We start from the raw sequence: 18,503 nt of genomic DNA, 5'->3' as shown, positions 1-18,503 counted from the left end.
GGCCGCGCCCGCCGGCACCGGCCTGGCGGCCGTCCAGACCGGTGGACGGGGCGACGTCACGCAGGGACGCTGAGCGGCGGATGCTCGAGCACGCGGGGCTTGTACTCGACCAGCTGGATGCGGCCGTCGAAAGTACGGTGCTCGATCATCTCGAGGGCAACGTCCGGATAGCCGTCGTAGATGCGTTCTTGGCCAGTGGCCCCGGTGATCACCGGGAACATCACGACCCGGAAGCGGTCGACGAGTCCGGCTCGTAGCAGGGACCGGCACAGGCTGAGGCTGCCGATCGTGCTGAGGAGCCCAGAGCCACTCGACTTCATGGCGCGGACCGCCTCGACGGCGTCGTCGCGGACCAGCGCGGAGTTGGCCCACGTCAATGGCTCCTCAAGTGAGGACGAAAACACCACCTTGGACGCCTGCGTAAGCTCGTCGACGGACGCCTCTTCTTCGGGCCTGAACTCGTCTTGGCCACTCGGGACCTCGCCCGCGGCGAAGCCCGACATCAGGCGGTAGGTGTTCGCTCCCATCAGGTAAGTGGCCTCGGGCTGCTCGCCGAGCCATGCGAGGTACTCCGGACCCTCGAGGCCCCAGAACCCGGGCCATCCCTCTCCCGATGCGTGGCCGTCGAGGGAGGTGATGAAGTCGACGAGAAGCTCCGACATGGCGGTGTCCTTTCCTAGGTGTCATGAGCTTGGACCGGCCGGGAGCCAAAAACTCATCGGCCGCGCTGATGAGGTGCCGGGTTCGCCTGCCCGCTTGCCCGCCGTCCGTGGTCCGTCCGGTCGGGCCGTGGCGGTCAGTCTGCGGTCTGCGTCGGCTCGGCTGTCACTTTGCGCAGCAGCGGCCGGCTGGCGCCGATCGCGCCGAACATCGCCGGCGCGCCGAGGACCACGCAGGGGTAGACGCCCATCGCGGTGGTGCCACCGGCGAGGACAACGAGTGGGAGCACCGTTTCACGGGTCCTGGCCTTCGACCTGGTCCTTGTACTGGGGGACGTCGGAGCCAACCAGGCTGACGGAGAAGAAGCCGGCCAGCACTAGCCCACTGACGGTGTGCCAGGAGGCGCGTGGGTCGTCGCTGAGCCTGCGGGCGGCGAGCGCAGGGTCGCCGGGCGGCGGGCGAAGCGGCTCACGAGTCGGCCCAGCCGGTCCACGATCCACGGGCCGAGCAGCCAGAACGCACCGTAGGAGAGCACCACCATGGCGAGGATCTGTTTCGTCTTCAGCTGGCCGCGGTTCGTGGACTGCCAGAGGTAGACCAGCACTGCCGTGAAGAGCGCCAAGCGGATGAGGCGGATGCGCCGCGGGTTGGATGAGTGCGGTGACCGCCGCGGTCCAGGGCAGCCCGACACACAGCTCACCGATGTACCAGGTGCCGATGCCGTACGGAATCCGCGCGAGGGCCGGCAGCAGTGCGGCGTAGGCGATCGCGCCCCCCCAGCCCGCCAGCGCGCCAGCCGCACCGACCACCGCCGCCTCGACCGCGGTCATCGCGATGATCTGCCGCGGTGTCGGCCCCGGCAAGCCGCAGGGCGGCGAGCCGCTGCTCGCGTCGGGCCGCGCCCAGCCGCCCGGCCGCCGAGGCCGGCACGACCACGGGCATCGCCAGCTGCACGGCGCCCAGCAGCGCCGACCCTTGGTGGTCGGTGCCCCGTCCCACCACGGTTACCAGGTCGTCCGGCGAGGCGAGCCAGGTCGTGCCGATCGTGCCGCTCGTGCCGTAAGACGGCACCCTCGGGAAGCGTCCGGCCAGCCGGTCGGCGGGAAGCTTCCGCAGCAGCTCGCCCAGGGCTGGAGAGACGTACACCTCACCCCGTGAGGGGAAGGCACCGAGGTCGGGCGGCGCCGTTGTCGCCGGCTGGCCGGGCAACTGGGCCAGCGACACCACGGTGAGTGGCAGGCGGCCACCATCACCAGCTGAGGTGGCTGACCACCCGGCACGACGGGCCAGACCTTCCCGGTCTTGCCGCACTTGCGGTAAGCCGAACCCGTCTGACCGGTGCTCAGCCCCTCGCGCCGTCGTCAGGAGCGCGCGAGCCGGGCCGCGAGGTAGGGCGCGGTGGCGCTGCGGCGGGCCCTCGCCACCTTGGCGGGCGGGCCCGCCGCGACCACCTGTCCGCCCGCGTCACCGCCGCCCGGCCCGAGGTCGATGACCCAGTCGGCGGTGGCGATGGTGTCCAGGTCGTGTTCGACGAGGACGACCGTGTTGCCGGCGTCGACGAGCCGGTGCAGCTGTCGCAGCAGCAGCGCGATGTCCGAGGGGTGCAGCCCCGCCGTCGGCTCGTCGAGCAGGTAGAGCGCGTGCCCGCGGCGGGCTCGCTGCAGTTCGGTGGCCAGTTTGATGCGCTGCGCCTCACCACCGCTGAGTTCCGTCGCGGGCTGGCCCAGCCGCAGGTACCCCAGTCCTACCTCGCGCAACGTCTCCAGACTGCGGGAGGCGGCCGAGACGGCGGACAGGAACTTGGCGGCGGCGTCGACGGACAGCGCCAGTACTTCAGCGATGTTCTTGCCGCGGTAGGTGACTTCCAGCGTTTCGGCGTTGTACCGGGCGCCCTGGCAGGTCGGGCACGGCGCGTAGGTGCCGGGCAGGAACAGCAGTTCCACGGCGACGAATCCTTCGCCCTGGCAGGTTTCGCACCGTCCTTCGGGCACGTTGAAGGAGAACCGCCCGGCCGAGTAGCCGCGCGCCCTGGCCTCGTCCGTCGCCGCGTACAGCTTGCGCACCGCGTCGAACATTCCCGTGTACGTGGCCAGGTTGGACCGGGGAGTTCGGCCGATGGGCCGCTGGTCGACTCGGACCAGCCGGTCGAACGACTCGATCCCCGACGCGTCCTGGACGTCTACCTCCAGCCGCGCCTCGTCGGGCTCCTCGGGTACGAGTCCGAGGTGGCCGCGGACGACCTCGGCGAGTACCTGTGTCACCAGCGTCGACTTTCCGGAACCGGACACACCCGTCACCGCCGTCAGTACGCAGAGCGGTACGTCGACGGACACGTCGCGCAGATTGTGGCGGGAGGCGCCGCGCAGGTGCAGCCAGCCGTGCGGTGTGCGCCGGCGGTGATCGACCGGTTGGGCGCGCCCGAACAAGTACCGGCTAGTGGCTGACTCCCCGACTTGCTCAAGACCAGCGACCGGGCCGCTGTACAGCACGCGTCCGCCGCCCTCGCCCGCCCCGGGGCCGATGTCGACCACCCAGTCCGCCCGCCGTACGACGTCCATGTCGTGCTCCACGACGAACAGAGAGTTGCCCGCCGCTTTGAGGCGGTCCAGCACGTCCAGCAGCGGTTCCGCGTCAGCCGGGTGCAGGCCCGCGGAGGGCTCGTCGAGGACGTAGACGACGCCGAACAGCCCCGAGCGCAGCTGGGTGGCGATCCGCAGGCGTTGCGCCTCGCCGGGTGACAGGGTCGTCGAGCGGCGCCCGAGGCTGAGATATCCGAGGCCCAGGTCGAGCAGTACGTCGACCCGCGCGACCAGATCGCCGCAGATCCGGACCGCGACCTCGGTCGTCTCCCCGGATCGGGCGGTCGACGTGGTGGCGTCGGCCTCGGACCGCTCCGCGACCGGCCGCAGTAGCGCCACGACCTCGGTGAGCGGCATCGCGTTGATCTCGGCGATGGAACGTCCGGCGAAGGTCACGGCGAGCGCCTCGGGCCGCAGTCCGCTGCCGTGACACGCGGGGCAGGGCACACTCCTGACGAATCGGAGCGCCCGTTCGCGCATCTTCTCGCTCTTGGAGTCGGCGAGGACGTGCATGACGTGCTTGCGGGCACTCCAGAACTTGCCCTGGTAGCCGTAATCGACGCGGTCCTCCTCGGGCTCGATGTACACGGAGGGCTGCTCGTCCGTGTACAGCAGCCAGTTCCGGTCCTTCTTCCTGAGCCTGCGCCACGGTCGGTCGATGTCGATCCCCAGGCCGCTCACGACACTGCGCAGGTTGGCGCCCTGCCAGGCGCCCGGCCAGGCGGCGATCGCCCCCTCACGGATGCTCAGCGAGGGGTCCGGGACGAGCAGGTCCTCGGCGACGTCGTGCACGACGCCCAGTCCGTGGCACTCCGGGCAGGCGCCGGCCGCGGTGTTGGGTGAGAACGACTCGGCTTCCAGCCGTGCGGCCCCGGGCGGATAGGTGCCGGCGCGGGAGTACAGCATGCGCAGCAGATTGGACAGCGTGGTGATGGTGCCGACCGTCGAGCGCGAGCTGGGCGACCCGCGTCGCTGCTGCAGGGCCACGGCGGGTGGCAGTCCGGTGATTTCCTGCACATGCGGTGCGCCGACCTGTTGCAACAGCCTTCGGGCGTACGGTGCCACGGACTCGAAGTAGCGCCGCTGGGCCTCCGCGTAGAGCGTGCCGAACGCGAGCGAGGACTTGCCCGAACCGGAGACGCCGGTGAAGGCGACCATCGCGTCCCGCGGAACGTCGACGTCGATGTTCCGCAGGTTGTTCTCACTGGCGCCCCGGACATGCACGAAGGGGTCGGTCGCGTCCTTGTTCACCGTTCCTGATTACCTGATCGCGCCGGGAACCGCGCGACAGGCGCCGTCACCCTCTGCGTGACGTCCGAGCCGACTACTCCGCCAAGCACCGGCTTGTTCGGGGGCTGTCCCGATCTTCTCTGTATCAGGCACCAGTCACCGGACGTTACAGATCACCGGCTCTGACACAGCTTCTGAACCGGCAGCTCACCGCCCAGGAGCCCGCCATCGCATCGCCCTCGCGATCCGCCAGGCGTACCGCGAGGGCCAGGAGGATCAGTTGGCCAGTCCGGGGCTCGTCCTCAACGCCGTGGTCCTGTGGAACACCTGTGAGTCAGCGCACCGTCAGACCACAACCCTTTCTTGAGCAACTGATCCAGATAGGTTACCGTGGAGCCATGGCGAGGACCCGGGAGTTCGATACGGAGGCGGCGGTGAGCCGCGCCATGGAACTGTTCTGGATGCGTGGCTACGAGGCCACTTCAGTACGCGACCTGACCCAGCACCTGGGGATCGGGCAGGGATCCTTGTATGCCGCGTTCGGCGACAAGGAGGGCCTGTACCGAGCGGCGCTGGAGCACTACCGCACCACCCTCGCGGCGGCCGCCCTGCGCAGCCTGGAGGAGGGGGCGGACGCCCGTTCCGCGATCCGTACGATGCTGGTCGAGCGGGTCCGGATCGCCGTGGAAGACGACGGCCGGGGCTGCCTGGCAGTCAACGCCGCCTGCGAGCGTCTGCCCAAGAGTGCGGCGATCCGGCGCACCGTGCGGGACATGCAGGACGCCAGTCGGGACGCGCTCGCCGAGGTGCTGCGGGTCGCGGCGGAGCGGGGCGAGATCGCGGCACAGCACGACCCGCACACGCTGGCCGCTTACCTCGTCACGTTCCTCAACGGACTGCTGGTCTCCTCGAAGATCACCCCGGATGCCCACGCCCTCGAACCCCTCGTGGAGGTCGCGCTGGCCGCCCTCGGCTGACTTTTTCATGCCCGCAAACTGTATCGGACGATTCAGAAAAGAGGTCGGAGCCCGCACAGGCACGGGATCCGGCGACATCCACCCCTGCTTCATCTACGACTTCGGAGGACCCATGCCCCCCGCGCCCGCCCCGGGCCAGACCCTGGGCTGGCGGACGGCCGACAAGGACAGCACATGACGACAGCCCAGGACGACTCCACGGTCCGCGGCGAGCTGGCCGACGGCACGGATGCACCCGCGGCGCCGGCCGCCGCGGGTATCGCCGAGACGGTGGGCCGCGTACTCGCGACGGCCGCCGCGGCGGCGAGCCCGTCGCGCCCCGACGATACTGCTCGAGCCCGTTCGGCGTGCCCGCCATCGCGGTGTCGTAGTAGAGGGCGGCGAGGGCTTCGCGCACCGTCTCGGGGGTGACTCCTTCGTGGGGTACCCAGTCGGCGTCGGACAGCAGCGCGATCCGCCCGGCGAGCGCGGGCAGGGCGCCGCCCGCGTGCGCGAGGACGACGCGGACGCGGGGAGCGGACCGTGTGACGCCGCGCCACACCATGTCCACCACGGTCCGCGCGGTGTCGAAGGTGACCTCGAAGAAGGGGCGCGGCAGGTCAAGAGCCGCTGCCCTGAACGGCGAGGGATGGATGAAGACTCCGGCCCCGATCGCGTCGAGCGCCCGCCATACCGGGCGGAACCATTCGGCGCCGAGGAATTCGCCGTCGTAGGTGGCGCACAGCGCGAACCCGTCGGCGTCCAGGTGCACGTGCGCGTACTCGATCTCCGCCAGTGCCGCGTCCACATCGGACAGCGGAAGAGCCGCGAGAAGACCGAAGCGGTGCGGATACCGCCGGACGACCGACGCGCCGTACTCGTTGGAGGCGCGGACGTCGGCGGGAGCGGCGACCGTGACGTCGGACAGCAACTGCATGTCGATGCCCAGCCGGACCATGTGGTCCAGCGCGGTCAGGGGGTCCCAGGCTGTGGTGCCGCCGGGGAGTGCGAAGTGCGGACGTCGATCCAGCCGGTCCGGTGCATGGAAGGGCCCTCTGCGTGGTCGTTGAGGTGACGGGGAGAGAGTAGGCCGGGGCCCGGCTCGCGGCGGAACGTGCCGGTTCCCGGAACACGCGCTTCGTCGGCGCGGTCTCCCGCCCTAGCGTCAACGTCACCAGCTCAGTCGGCGCCCCGACCCGGACGCCCTTCTCGACGCCGTCGCCCGCACGCTCGTCATTCCCGCCCCCCCCAGGACGGCCGGGCCGTCGGAAAAGACCTTCGCCACCGCAGCTCACTGACCATCCCCGACAACCTGAGGAGAAACCACATGAGCCGCCTCACATCGCTGGGCTATGTCGTGGTCCGCGGTTCACTCGACGAGTGGACCCGCTTCGCCACCAAGACCATCGGCGCACAGCCCGTGCCGGCCGCCGCCGGCGAACTGCGCCTGCGACTCGACGAGTACGCGTACCGCATCCTCATCGAGGAGGGCGAGCCCGCGGGCCCCGCGTCCTTGGTGGCACTGGGCTTCACCGTCCGGACGCGGCCGCGCTCGCCGAATTGGAGACCCACCTCGCGTCCCGTGGCGTTCCGGTCCGTGAGGACGAGGAACTGCGAGCTCGCCGGGGCGTCGAGGGACTGCGGGTCTTCTCCGACCCCGAAGGCAACACGATCGAGGCCGTCCATGGCCTGCCGCGCGCCGACACCCCGTTCACCTCCCCGCTGGGCTCCCGTTTCGTCACCGGTGATCTGGGGGTCGGGCACGCCTTCATGAACAGTTCGGGGGACGCGCGCGAGGCGGCCGAGTTCTACCAGCGTGAGCTGGACTTCAGACTGACCGACACGATTTCGATGGCCGAGCTCGGAGTGGACGGGGACGGCTACTTCCTGCACTGCAACCCACGGCATCACTCCATCGGCTTCGGCCGCGGTATCGGCCCCACCCCGGGGATGGATCACCTCATGCTCGAAGTGGCCGACCTCTCCACCGTCGGCCGCGTCATGAGCATGATCAACGACGATCCCGACCACATCATCGTCACGCTGGGCGAGCACACGAACGACCACATGACCTCGTTCTACGTGACCACGCCGTCGGGTTTCCAGATCGAGTACGGCTGCAACGGCCTGCTGGTCGACGACGACACGTGGCAGGTCGCCCACCACGACGAGATCAGCACCTGGGGCCACAAGTACATCCCGGCCGACGCCTGAACCGCCGCCCGAGGCGAGAGGAAAGCCATGCCCACAACCGAGGTTCTGACCGAATCGGCGACCAGCAAGTACGTCCAGACGGCCAAGTGGAAGCTGCACTACAACGAGGCCGGTGACGGTCACCCCCTGATCCTGCTGCACGGCGGGGGAGCCGGCGCCGGCGGCTGGAGCAACTACTCCCGCAGCATCGCCTCCCTGGCACGCCACTACCGTGTGTTCGCCATCGACATGCCCGGCTGGGGCAAGAGCGACACCGCCGTGCCGGGCGACCGCGACCACGTGGAGGCGCTGGAACTGGCACTGGACGCGCTCGAACTGGACCACGTCGCCATCGTCGGCAATTCGCTGGGCGGAAGGACGGCGCTCCGGTTCACGGCGCACCATCCCGAGCGCGTCAGCCACCTGATCCCGATGGGCGCCCCCGCCCCGGGCCTCAATGTGCTCGGCCCGCCCAACGACAAGACGGAGGGAATCCTCCCCTTGGTGCGCGCCTATTTCGACCCGTCGCCGGCGAACTTCCAGGCGATGGTCGGGGCGCTCGCGCACGACCCGGCGCTCGCCGAGGACGCCGACCTCGCCTGCGCTCGGTCGGAGGCCGCGCTCGCCCGCCCCGACCACCTGGAGAACATGAGGCTCTCGCTGTCCAGCGGGGATCTCAATGGCCCGCCGCAGCTGTTCCAGGCCCTGCCGCCGCTGCTGGCCGAGCTCACCGTGCCCACGCTGATCGTGCACGGGCGGAACGACCGCGCCGTCCACTTCGAGAACGCGCTGCGGTTGCGATGATTCCATCCTCCCGTCTGTACCTCATCAACAACTGCGGCCACTGGGCGCAGATGGAATACCCCGAGGAGTTCAACCGCGTCGTGCACGAGTGCATCTCCGCACACTGACCCCCTTGGAACGGGCGGAACGCACGATGGTGCGGGCCGCCCGTTCCCGCCGGAACGCGCCCGGCTCCACAACCTGGCCCTCACCGGACAACTCACATCCCATACGGGACAGCCTCTGGGTGACAACTGGCGCCAGGAGCCAGGCCCCCCGTCGCGCCGAGCCGTACGTCGTCGGCTACGTCAACGGCCCGCACCCCGACCAGACCTGAACCCGTACCTCCGTACCGAAAGAAGACCCCCATGAAAACAAGGACCATCGGACAACTCCAAGTCTGCGCCGTCGGACTGGGAACCATGGGCTTCAGCCATGGCTACGGCCCGGCAACGAGCGAACCTGAGGCCGTCGACGTGATCCGCAAGGCGTTCGACCTGGGCTGCAACCACTTCGACACCGCGGAGGTCTACGCCGACGGTGCCAACGAACGCCTCGTCGGCCGCGCGCTAGCGCCCGTCCGCGACCAGGTCGTCATCGCCACCAAGTTCTACCTGGACGGCTCTCACACCCGCACCGGGCTGGGCCGGAAGATCCGCGCCCACCTGGAGGCTTCCCTGGCCCGGCTCGGCACCGACCACGTCGAGCTGTACTACCAGCACCGGGTGCCCGACTCGATCCCCGTGGAGGACGTCGCGGCCGTCATGGGCGAACTGATCGCCGAGGGCAAGATCCTCGGCTGGGGCCAGTCCCAGGCCACCGAGGAACAGATCCGCCGTGCCCACGCCGTCACTCCGCTGACGGCCGTGCAGAGCGAGTACTCAATCATGGAGCTGATGTGGGAGAGGGACGTCATCCCCGCCTGCGAGGAACTCGGCATCGGCTTCGTCCCCTTCAGCCCCCTCGCCAGCGGCTTCCTCGCCGGCCAGGTCTCGGCCGACGACACCTACACCGGGGACGACGCCCGCCGGGTCATCACCCGCTTCCACAAGGACAACGTCCGCGCCAACCAGCCGACGGCACCTGGACCCTCGGCCGCAGCGTCGAATGGGCCCGCGTCTTCGCTCACCTGCCGGACACCGGGGCGCACACCCAGCAGGCCCACTACGTGATCAAGGGGGTCGCGGGCGGTGACCGCCACCGCTACGTCAACACCCACTTCAGCAAGAACACCTGGGTCGAACTCGGCGTCTACCGCTGCACCGGCACGCCACGGGTGGTACTGACGAACACCACCGACGACGGCACCGCCGACGAGGACGTCGCCTGGGACGCCGTCGCCTTCCAGCCGCTGTCCGGCAAGCCGAAGCACATGGTCGTCGCCATGGGCGACTCCTACACCTCCGGTGAGGGGTCCGGGGCCTATTCGCCCGAGTCCGACAGGGACCACGGAAAGAGCAGCTGGAACGCGTGCAGGCGCAGCTCGAACGCGTGGCCCCGCAAGGTTACTCTCGCGGGCCAGACGAAAAGCGTCGGTGCGCTCGCGGACAGCTTCGATCCGGCGCTGGGCTTCCAGTTCACCGCCTGCTCCGGAGCCAAGACCTCCCAGATGACCCAGGGAAACCACCCCAACGGCTGGGGCCCCGACGGGAACTTCCACGAGAAGACCCAGATCGACTCAGGGGCGCTCAGCACAGACACCACCTTGGTCATGCTGACCATCGGCGGAAATGACGCGCGATTCGACAACAAGATCCAAACGTGTGTCACGAAGGGATGCCCGTCGGAGGCCTCGATGAAGGCAGACATCGACAATGCCGTAGCCGAGACTCGCACGGTGCTGGAACAGATCCACGCCCAGGCGCCGAACGCGACGATCTCGCTGATGGGCTACCCCTTGCTCTTCAGCCGCACTCAGGCATGCTCGACCTTGGTGAGCGCATCCCAGCGTGTCATTCTGAACGACATGGCCAAGTACTTCGAGGACGAGCAACGCGAACTGGCCCTCTCCCTGAGCGCGTCCAACGTCCGGTACAGGTCTCCGCAGTCGGCGTTCGAAGGAAAACGCATCTGTGATGCGCCGGAAGGTATCAACGGAGTAGTGGCCGGGCCGAACGGCGACGGCGACTTCCACCACGGCGACAAGAACACCCAGCTCCGCTGGTGGTTCACGGGAGAGACCTGCCTCAGCCGGGAGAGCTACCACCCGAACCAGACAGGGACCAGCGCCTACGCACAAGCGTTCACGACGGCCGGCCCGATGGCAGCCGTCACACGAGAGGATCAGTGAGGACGAGCATGTCTGATCACGGCACCGTGGCGCGGCAGCACCGCATCACGGTGCCGGCCCCCGGATGCCTCGTCGCTCTCCTGGTGCCTATCGTCGCCGTGCTGATCGCGGCCCTGGTGCTCAGGGGCATGCTTCACCGCCAGGAGCGTGCGAATGAACGGAACGAGGCAGAAGCGCTGAACAGGACAGCAGCCCTGGCCCGGTCGTACGCGCGTGACGTGATGGCGGTCTCGCCATACCCTGCTGGCCAGGAAGCCGTGCGAGGCATCGCCGAACGGCACGACGGCAGGCTTACCTCCTACGCACGGTCGGAAGGCCGGCTGGCCACCACCGTCCGCTTCTTCGGGACATACGAGGACACCACCATGTTCGGCACCTCATACTCACGGGCCTATCGCTGCTATTCCATCGTGTTTCGTGAGGACGCCGCGGGCGATCCGCAGGAGGAGACAACCCGGCTTGAGAAGTGCGATGCCGACTGAGCTGAGGCGAGGCGCCGGTGACCGCGCCGACGATCACCTCGGTCATCTCGCGCAGAGCGCGCACGGCAGGAGAAGGACCGGCTCACGTTGTCGAACGCCGTTTCCACCGGCAGCAATGGCGCAGCATCGCCACCCGCTATGAGAAAACAGCCCGATCGCTACCGGACCGTCCTCACCCTGAATAGCACATCCATCTGGCTCCGTAGCAGGCCAAAGATCCCGACTCCTTCGGACGTCGGGGACGTCTGCCTCAGCTACGAGCAGAGCTCCTGGCGCACGTCCAGGTAGCAGCGCAGCCGTGCGCCGGGCTCGCCGGGTACCCGGGTCGTGCCGTCCGCCGGTGCGGTTGCCCACCGCCCGGCGAGCAGTCCCTGGACGGCGAACGCGGTCTGGTCGTCGGCGGCCGCGACCTCCACGACGGCCAGGCCTGGTTGTGCCACATGTGCTTCGTTGATCGGCCTCATACAGGGCATTACGTGCGGTCGGCTGCTGAGGTTCTGCGATGCGGCAGTCTTCACCCGACCGGGTGGCGAGTCGTGCCCGGTGCCTCGGCCTGGGCGAAGGCGGCAACTATGCGCGGTTCTTGACGTACCGCACGCCCGGGCCCCACTTCGCCATGGCCGGAGCCATGCACCACTAATCCCCGTGTAAGGCCGGTCCGGGCCAGTCAAGAGCACCCGGGTCGTTCGAATAGCAGGGCCTTCACGCCTTCGCCCATCCGGGCCCCGTGGGCCTTCCCGTAGACCGGCGGGTGGTTCTGCTAATCGTGGTGGCGGTGCTCGGGTCTCGAGGCGACGTCTCGTTCAGGGCACGCGACCCCTCCGGGGCGAGGGCGCGGTACTCATCGCCTCCCCGGCCGCCACCGTACTGCTGGTGTCGGCGCCCGCGGGCGCCGGGCGGACGTCTTATGCACCACCGGCTGTGAGGCCTAGTGCCAGACCGGCGACGCCCGGCGCCTTCGGGCGTCAACACCAGAGGCTTGATCACTCGTTGGTGTTGGTGGTGCGAGCCCGCCGCATGGTGACCTCTTGATGCTCCCGAGTCGTCTGAGCTCCCTCACAGACCGAGGCTCGTGGGACGAGCTGGTGCCACGAACGGCTACCGAGGTGTCGGCCCGGCTTGCATCCGAGGCCTGGGATTAGGGCGCCGCGTGGTCCCGCATGAGCTCGCGACCAGCATAAACAGCATCATGGGGAAGGAACTCGTCTTGATCTACTGCGGCATCGACTGGGCGGAGCAGACTCACGACATCGCCCTGGTCGACGACACCGGGAAGTTATTGGCTAAACGGCACATTACCGACGACTCAGCCGGTTACAAGATCCTGCTGGATCTGCTCGCCGAGCACGGTGACACCCAGGAAGCCCCGATCCCTGTCGCGATCGAGACGTCACGCGGACTCCTCGTGGCCGTGCTGCGCACTGGCGAGCGCCAGGTATTCGCGATCAACCCGATGGCCGCCGCACGCTACCGCGATCGGCATTCTGTCTCGCGCAAGAAGTCCGACCCGGGTGACGCGCTGGTACTGGCGAACATCCTGCGCACTGACATGCACGCGCACCGGCCGCTGCCGCAGGAAAGCGACCTGGGCCGCGCGATCGCGGTTCTGGCCCGGGCCCAGCAGGACGCGACGTGGAACCGGCAAATGATCGCCAACCAGCTCCGCTCGCTGCTGCGCGAGTTCTACCCTGCCGCCTTGGCAGCCGTCGAAACTTGGAAGAACGGCCTGTGCCGCCCTGAAGCGTTTGAGCTTCTCCGCCTGGCTCCGACGCCGGCCCGAGCCGCGAAGCTGAGCCGGTCCCAGCTGCAGGCCGCACTCAAGCGGGCCGGCCGTAAGCGCGGCATCCCAGCTGAGGCCGACCGCCTCCGTGAGGTATTCCGCGTCGAGTGGGCCCACCAGCCACCGTTGGTTGAGGATGCTCTCGGCAAGCAGATGCTCGCACTCCTCACCCAGTTGGAAGCTGCCTCGAAGGCCGCAGATGACCTGGCCGGGGCAGTGGAGGAGGCTTTCCCTCAGCACCCGGACGCTGAAGTGCTCCTTAGCTTCCCAGGCCTGGGCTTCCAGCTCGGCGCCCGGTTGCTCGCCGAGATCGGAGACGATCGACAACTTCCGCGAGCACCGGCAGGGCGCCGAGTCGTCTTGAATCTGGGGGAGTGCCGGCCCGCCCGGAGGGGCAGGGTGAAGCCGGCACGCGATCCTGGGGGAGGGGGATGTACAGATCCCCGCTTCGACAGCCCTCCTCCAAGTGGGCAGCGCAGCTGTCAACTCCTCGCGCGCTGGGCCGCATCCCATGACTGCTTCTGCCAGAACAGCACGAGGAAGAGTGCCAGGAGAAGGCCGTCGGACAGCGGCTGGCCCTCGTCATGCAGCTGCACGCGAATGGGACGTGCACCCAGTCGGTCGTAGAAGATCCGCAGCGGGCCAATGGCACGAACCCGGCTGCCGCCTCTGTCGTACTCCAGCTCATAAGGCCCAAGACGCAGCAGACGGTTGCCGAACTGCTGCCTTCACAGCTCCACTGACCGACAGTGCGCGGCAGGACGGACCACCTGCTGTAGGTGATCTCGACATCGCCCACGGCGCGCAAAGTCGTACTGAACCGCTGGTACTCGAGCGGCCACGACCCCAGGGCGCGCGGCGTGCTGTCCAGCCACTCCCTTCGACCGTAGGACACCTCCACGTCGCCGATGCTGCGCAGCAGCCCCTTCCTGTACGTCAGCTCGACGTCCATGTACGCCTCACTCAGGCGCTGCGGGGCCGGCGCCCGGACGTCTTCTTCGCCGCCGGCTGCTTCTTCGCGGCGGTCTTCTTGGCCGGCTGCTTCTTCGCGGTCTTCTTCTTCGGCAGCTCGTGCACGTCGGCCTCCTCGCCGCGCGAGGCCCTGGCCTTCTTCACGGACTCGTTCAGGGCGGCCATGAGGTCGACGACTTGCCCTGGCTTCGACTCCGGCTCCTGAAGCTTCGGTGGCTCGCGGTCCTCGCGCTTGGCCTCGATGATCTGCTCAAGGGCCTCGGTGTAGGTGTCCTGGAACTCCTCACCCTCGAGGTCCTCGCGGGTCATGCTGTCCATGAGCGCGAGCGCGCCGTCGATCTCCTCGTCGCTCAGCTCGACGGGCGGCGGCAGCAGTTCCTCCGGCGACCGGATCTCGTCCGGCCAGCGCATCGCGTGCAGGACGATGGCGTCATCGCGGACCCGCAGCAGCCCGAGGCGCTCGCGCCCGGACCAGGCGAACTTCGCGACGGCCACCTTGCTGGAACGGGCGAGAGCCAGGCGGAGCAGCTTGTAGGGCTTCGCGGCGACCTGCCCGCTCGGGGCCAGGTAGTAGCCCTCGCCGATTTTCAGAGGGTCGACGGAGTCCAGCGGCACGAACGCGACGATCTCGATCGCCTTCGCCGTCGGTAGGGGGAGGCCCCGCAGCTCCTCGTCGCTGATCGGGATGACCTGGTCCTTGGTCAGCTGGTAGCCCTTGCCGATCTCGCCCTGCTCGAGCTCGCGGTCCTCGATCTCGCAGTACTTGCGCACCCGCACCCGCCCCATGTTCTCTGGGGGTTCCGGGGCCGTGGTGTGACGTCGTACGGCACCTCCTCGTTGAGGTCGTAGGACAGGTTCTCCGGGGGTGTAGCTCTGCGGTGGATCGTTGCGATCGACTCGTGGACTAGGGGTACAAGTGCGCGCATTTCCTGTACGGATGCCTTCGGGCCTCCGTTACTGGACCGTGGTGGATGACGATCTTGAGGTCGTCGAGGACGCTGACCGCTTCCTGCGGGAGATTCGGCTGGCGCGAGGGCGGGCGGAGCTGACGACGAAGGCGTACGCCGAGGGTCTTGCCTTGTTCTTGCGCTGGTGTGTGAGGACAGAGCGGGACTGGCGGACGGCGGCTCGCGAGATGGGGCTGTTCATCCTCTGGTTGAGGTGGACGCCCGGCAACGGCGGGCAGCGTCAGGTCGTGGTACCCGGGCCCGGGAGCAAGCCGGTCCGCGGGGACACGCGGATCAACAAAGTGCTTACAGCCGTGCGGATGTTCCTGGTCCACGCGGTCATCAACAGGGCTGCGCCGACCTCGGTGTTGGAGCAGATCTACGAACTGAGTGACGGCCACGACCTGCCCTTGGCGGCCCGTGGTGAGAGCAGCGTGATGCGCCACCGCCTGCGAGCCCACCATCGGCTTCAGGAACCCGAGACCGAGGTCGACCGAGCCAGCGATGAAGAGGTCATTGCGATGTTCCTCGCGTGCCGCTCGGCGCGCGACCGGCTGATCATGCTCCTGCTTTCCCGCGTCGGACTGCGCCCTGGGCAGGTCGCTGGCCTTCGTCGCCGTGATCCTCACCTGCTGGCGGACTCGCGGTCGCTGGGCTGTCACGTCGAAGGCGCTCATGTGCATGTCGTCCGGCGTCAGAACGAGAACAACGCGTGGTCGAAGTCGAAGAAGTCGTGGGTGATGCCTGTGGACTTCCTGGTCGTGCAGGCATTCGACCAGTACGCGCTGGAACGGCATGAGCGTCTGGGGTCCGACGGTGGCGACTTTCTGCTCGTCAACCTCTTCCGTCGCCCTCTGGGTGCGCCGGTCTCTGCGGACGCAATCGGGGAGTTGTGCGAGTCGTTGTCTCGGCGGGCGGGGCTGGGCCGCAGGGTGGGGCCACGGATGTGTCGGCACGCGATGGCCAGCAACGTTGTCGACGCCGGCGGCAAGTTGGACGAGGTGCAGATGCTTCTGGGGCACAAGCATCCCGAATCCGCACGCCCCTACTTGCATCCGGCGGCAACACGGCTGCGTGAGGCAGTCAATCGCGTTCCCTCGCCGCGAGAGCTGGGCGGGGAGGGCGCCCGATGACGGTTACCGCTGCTCCGCTCCGGCCCACAGGGCGCCGAGAGGAGGACGAGGACGACGGCAGGACCGCAGAATTGCGGGCCGCGGTGGATCAGGAACTTCTGGATCTGCTGGGCTGGTCCGATGAGGTCGGGATGCTGTTCTTCCCTTACGACCATGACCTCCTGGGCATGCCGAAGTGCAGGGTGACGGGCTGCTCGCAGGCCAGTGTCGCCCGTCAACTTTGCGAGGGGTGCCGGCTGCGATGGAGGCAGGCAGGCAGGCCGGACGTGGACGAGTACGTGGAGCATGCCCGCCCCGGTACGCGCCGGACCGGAGTGGCGGACTGCTCAGTGAGGGGGTGCCCGCGGCCGTTCCGGTCATGGAGGAATCCAATCTGTTCGACCCACTTCGGCCAGCTCACCCGGCTTCAGGTGACGTTAGAGGAGTTCCTCGTACGTGATGACGTTGTCCCTCTGCAGGCCTTCGGGCACTGCGAGGTCCTGGCCTGCCACCGCAAGCGAGACGGCAAAAGCCCGTACTGTCATGGCCATCGTGTCCGCTGGTCTTTGGCCCTCAAGCGCGGACTGAGCACACACGACGAAGCGCGGTGGCGGCGTACTGCCGCGCCTGTCGCGGCGAATAATGAGGTCAGCCTCCGTGGACTGGCCGACCGGGTGGTCGCGGAGATCCTCTACGGCATCCACGCCCGTACTCGAGAGGGGCTGCACACGACGCAGCCCGTGCTGCGGACGCTCACCAACCGGCTGCGCGAGCTCGAGCTGCCCTCGCTGGCCGCAGTGGACCTGGAGCAGGTATCCCGCGGCGAACGGGGTTTCTGCAGCAGCCTGGTCACCCATGTCGGCCGCTTCGGGCTCACTCCGGAGGGCGAACGCGTCAAGGACGTGTGGAACGGTGCCGTCTTCGGCCATGCTGGCAATCTGCGTTTCACCGCGATCCACCAACCATGGCTCCGCAGTGCCGCAAAGGAATGGGCGTTCTTCTCGCTGCCTCAGCGCCGTGGCAAGGCCATCGCCACGTGTCAGGAGGTCGTCAGCGCTTTCGCCCTCCTCTCCGAGAGCCTGCAGCTGCAGCGCGAGGACTGCGGCAACGACATCCGGGTCGTGGGCCGCAGGGACATTACCGCCTTCGCTAACCGGCTGAGATACCTGTGCCAAACCGGTGTCATGTCGGAGCGCAGAACAGTGGTCATCAGCCGCTATGTACGCAGCAATCTGGCCCGGATGCGGTCTCTGGGGCTGACCCGGCCCGGCGAGCCGCTGCACGGCCTGCCGGACGACTTCGCCCTCCTGGCCGAGGACATCCCTGACGACCCCGAGGACTCCGAAGCAGGCAAAGACCTCCCCTCCGAGGTCATGCGACAAATCTGCGAACACCTGCCCTCTCTCGCCGGCACGAAGCGGAACGGCAACGAGAACCTGGTGGCCACAGAGCTGCTGATCGACACCGGTCGGCGGCCCACGGAGATCTGCCAACTGCGGTTGGATTGCCTTCAGCAGGACACCACTGGCCAGAACGTCCTGATCTACGACAACTACAAGTCCGGCCGCAAAGGACGGCGACTGCCGATCTCCCAGGCAACCGCGGGAGTGATCACCAGGCAGCAGGAGTTGGTCCGCTCCGACTTCCCCCGGACTCCCACCGCTGAGCTGATGCTCCTGCCGACACGGGTAGGCAACCCCCACGGCCGCAAACCGATCGGGGCCGGCTGGCTGTCCGGCCGCCACCGCGAATGGATCCAGTCGCTGCCCGAGTTCCTGGTCCCCACCCGCGTCGAGATCAACGGGCAGCAGATCACCAAGATGCTGCCCTTCGACAAATCCAGCATCTTCCCCTACGCCTACCGGCACACCTACTGCCAGCGGCACGCTGACCAGGGCATCCAGCCGGACGTACTCCAAGGTCTGATGGACCATCGCCAACTGTCCACTACTCAGCGTTACTACCGGGTCAGTGAGCAGCGCAAACGCGAGGCCGTCGACCGCGTCTCGGCGATGCAGTTCGACCGCCACGGCAACCGCATCTGGCGACAAGCCAAGGAACTGCTGGACGACGAGTATGCCCGCCGGGCCGTCGGCGAAGTCCAGGCACCTTACGGCGTCTGCGTTGAGCCGTCCAATGTCGCGGCCGGCGGACACGCCTGCCCTGTCCGATTCCGCTGCGTCGGCTGCGACCACTTCCGCACCGACGCCTCCTACCTCCCCGATCTGGAGGCATACCTCGCCGACCTGCTGCGAAACCGGGAACGCCTAGCCGCATTCATCTCCGCCGACAACTGGGCAAAAGCGGAGGCCCTACCCTCCGACGAGGAGATCACCCGAGTCCGTCGCCTTGTCCGGCGCGTCCGAGAAGACCTCGACAGCCTCACCGACGAGGACCGCACGCAGATCAAGGAAGCCACCACTGTCCTCCGCCGCAGCCGACGGCAAGCCGTCGCCCTCGGGATGCCTCGCGTCGGACCGCCCATCCCCGACTTCCACCCTGGCAGAACCTGTCTCTTA

At 68.2% G+C, this 18,503-nt stretch carries 16 protein-coding genes and 3 pseudogenes; 11 read left to right on the top strand and 8 right to left on the bottom strand.

Annotation, left to right across the window (positions count from 1 at the left end; translation table 11 throughout):
- Window positions 1-56: 56 nt before the first annotated feature.
- The 5 genes from ACWIF2_RS35490 to uvrA form a co-directional block, all read right to left on the bottom strand.
- Window positions 57-662 carry a dihydrofolate reductase family protein gene (locus ACWIF2_RS35490; RefSeq protein WP_454365114.1) on the bottom strand — a complete coding sequence of 202 codons (606 nt, stop codon included), beginning with the start codon at window positions 660-662 and terminating at the stop codon, window positions 57-59.
- Window positions 663-796: 134 nt separating this feature from the next.
- Complete coding sequence (locus tag ACWIF2_RS35485; RefSeq protein WP_454365112.1) at window positions 797-949, bottom strand: hypothetical protein; 153 nt, start codon at window positions 947-949, stop codon at window positions 797-799.
- Window positions 950-1,036: 87 nt separating this feature from the next.
- Window positions 1,037-1,282 carry a hypothetical protein gene (locus tag ACWIF2_RS35480; RefSeq protein WP_454365111.1) on the bottom strand — a complete coding sequence of 82 codons (246 nt, stop codon included), beginning with the start codon at window positions 1,280-1,282 and terminating at the stop codon, window positions 1,037-1,039.
- A 74-nt stretch (window positions 1,283-1,356) separates the two neighbouring features.
- Entirely contained in the window at window positions 1,357-1,884 is a 528-nt protein-coding gene (locus ACWIF2_RS35475) for a hypothetical protein (RefSeq protein WP_454365109.1), read from the bottom strand.
- 137 nt (window positions 1,885-2,021) lie between these two features.
- On the bottom strand, window positions 2,022-4,490 hold the full coding sequence (gene uvrA / locus ACWIF2_RS35470) for an excinuclease ABC subunit UvrA (RefSeq protein ID WP_454365107.1): 2,469 nt from the start codon (window positions 4,488-4,490) through the stop codon (window positions 2,022-2,024).
- Between the two features lie 377 nt (window positions 4,491-4,867).
- On the opposite strand from uvrA, the gene ACWIF2_RS35465 reads away from it, so the two are divergent.
- Entirely contained in the window at window positions 4,868-5,446 is a 579-nt protein-coding gene (locus ACWIF2_RS35465) for a TetR/AcrR family transcriptional regulator (RefSeq protein WP_454365105.1), read from the top strand.
- Here the strand turns inward: ACWIF2_RS35465 and ACWIF2_RS35460 are convergent.
- Window positions 5,385-6,383 carry an amidohydrolase family protein gene (locus ACWIF2_RS35460; RefSeq protein ID WP_454365103.1) on the bottom strand — a complete coding sequence of 333 codons (999 nt, stop codon included), beginning with the start codon at window positions 6,381-6,383 and terminating at the stop codon, window positions 5,385-5,387. The genes ACWIF2_RS35465 and ACWIF2_RS35460 overlap by 62 nt on opposite strands.
- Window positions 6,384-6,752: 369 nt before the next feature.
- Between ACWIF2_RS35460 and ACWIF2_RS35455 the strand changes: the two are divergent.
- The 7 genes and pseudogenes from ACWIF2_RS35455 to ACWIF2_RS35425 form a co-directional block, all read left to right on the top strand.
- A pseudogene (locus ACWIF2_RS35455) lies at window positions 6,753-6,857 on the top strand (VOC family protein); the annotation flags it as partial.
- A gap of 128 nt (window positions 6,858-6,985) precedes the next feature.
- Window positions 6,986-7,639, top strand: coding sequence for a VOC family protein (locus ACWIF2_RS35450; RefSeq protein WP_454365101.1), 654 nt, complete (start codon window positions 6,986-6,988; stop codon window positions 7,637-7,639).
- Window positions 7,640-7,666: 27 nt separating this feature from the next.
- A complete protein-coding gene (locus ACWIF2_RS35445) occupies window positions 7,667-8,422 on the top strand; it encodes an alpha/beta fold hydrolase (RefSeq protein ID WP_454365099.1) in 756 nt (251 codons plus the stop codon).
- Window positions 8,419-8,529 carry an alpha/beta fold hydrolase gene (locus ACWIF2_RS35440; protein WP_454365097.1) on the top strand — a complete coding sequence of 37 codons (111 nt, stop codon included), beginning with the start codon at window positions 8,419-8,421 and terminating at the stop codon, window positions 8,527-8,529. The genes ACWIF2_RS35445 and ACWIF2_RS35440 overlap by 4 nt, the downstream gene beginning before the upstream one ends.
- A 240-nt stretch (window positions 8,530-8,769) precedes the next feature.
- A complete protein-coding gene (locus tag ACWIF2_RS35435; protein WP_454365095.1) occupies window positions 8,770-9,573 on the top strand; it encodes an aldo/keto reductase in 804 nt (267 codons plus the stop codon).
- Window positions 9,570-10,691 carry an SGNH/GDSL hydrolase family protein gene (locus ACWIF2_RS35430; RefSeq protein ID WP_454365093.1) on the top strand — a complete coding sequence of 374 codons (1,122 nt, stop codon included), beginning with the start codon at window positions 9,570-9,572 and terminating at the stop codon, window positions 10,689-10,691. The genes ACWIF2_RS35435 and ACWIF2_RS35430 overlap by 4 nt, the downstream gene beginning before the upstream one ends.
- 8 nt (window positions 10,692-10,699) lie before the next feature.
- The gene (locus tag ACWIF2_RS35425; protein WP_454365091.1) at window positions 10,700-11,173 is read left to right on the top strand and encodes a hypothetical protein; all 474 of its coding nucleotides are present in this window, start codon (window positions 10,700-10,702) and stop codon (window positions 11,171-11,173) included.
- A 254-nt stretch (window positions 11,174-11,427) separates the two neighbouring features.
- Here the strand turns inward: ACWIF2_RS35425 and ACWIF2_RS35420 are convergent, their stop codons facing one another.
- Entirely contained in the window at window positions 11,428-11,637 is a 210-nt protein-coding gene (locus ACWIF2_RS35420) for a DUF6207 family protein (RefSeq protein ID WP_454365089.1), read from the bottom strand.
- A 725-nt stretch (window positions 11,638-12,362) separates the two neighbouring features.
- Here ACWIF2_RS35420 and ACWIF2_RS35415 point away from each other — a divergent pair.
- Window positions 12,363-13,277: pseudogene (locus ACWIF2_RS35415) on the top strand (IS110 family transposase); the annotation flags it as partial.
- A gap of 639 nt (window positions 13,278-13,916) precedes the next feature.
- On the opposite strand, the pseudogene ku reads toward ACWIF2_RS35415, so the two are convergent.
- Window positions 13,917-14,717 (bottom strand): annotated as a pseudogene (gene ku / locus ACWIF2_RS35410) (non-homologous end joining protein Ku); the annotation flags it as partial.
- 145 nt (window positions 14,718-14,862) lie between these two features.
- Between ku and ACWIF2_RS35405 the strand changes: the two are divergent.
- Window positions 14,863-16,005, top strand: a complete 1,143-nt coding sequence (locus ACWIF2_RS35405) for a tyrosine-type recombinase/integrase (RefSeq protein WP_454365087.1) — start codon at window positions 14,863-14,865, stop codon at window positions 16,003-16,005.
- Window positions 16,006-16,658: 653 nt separating this feature from the next.
- Window positions 16,659-18,503: tyrosine-type recombinase/integrase (locus ACWIF2_RS35400; protein ID WP_454365085.1), on the top strand; the 1,845-nt coding region annotated here is incomplete at its 3' end.

Source organism: Streptomyces sp. NPDC055506, assembly GCF_053643595.1.
The sequence above is the reverse complement of the archived record's forward strand: the minus strand, read 5'-3'. Positions and strand labels throughout refer to the sequence as shown.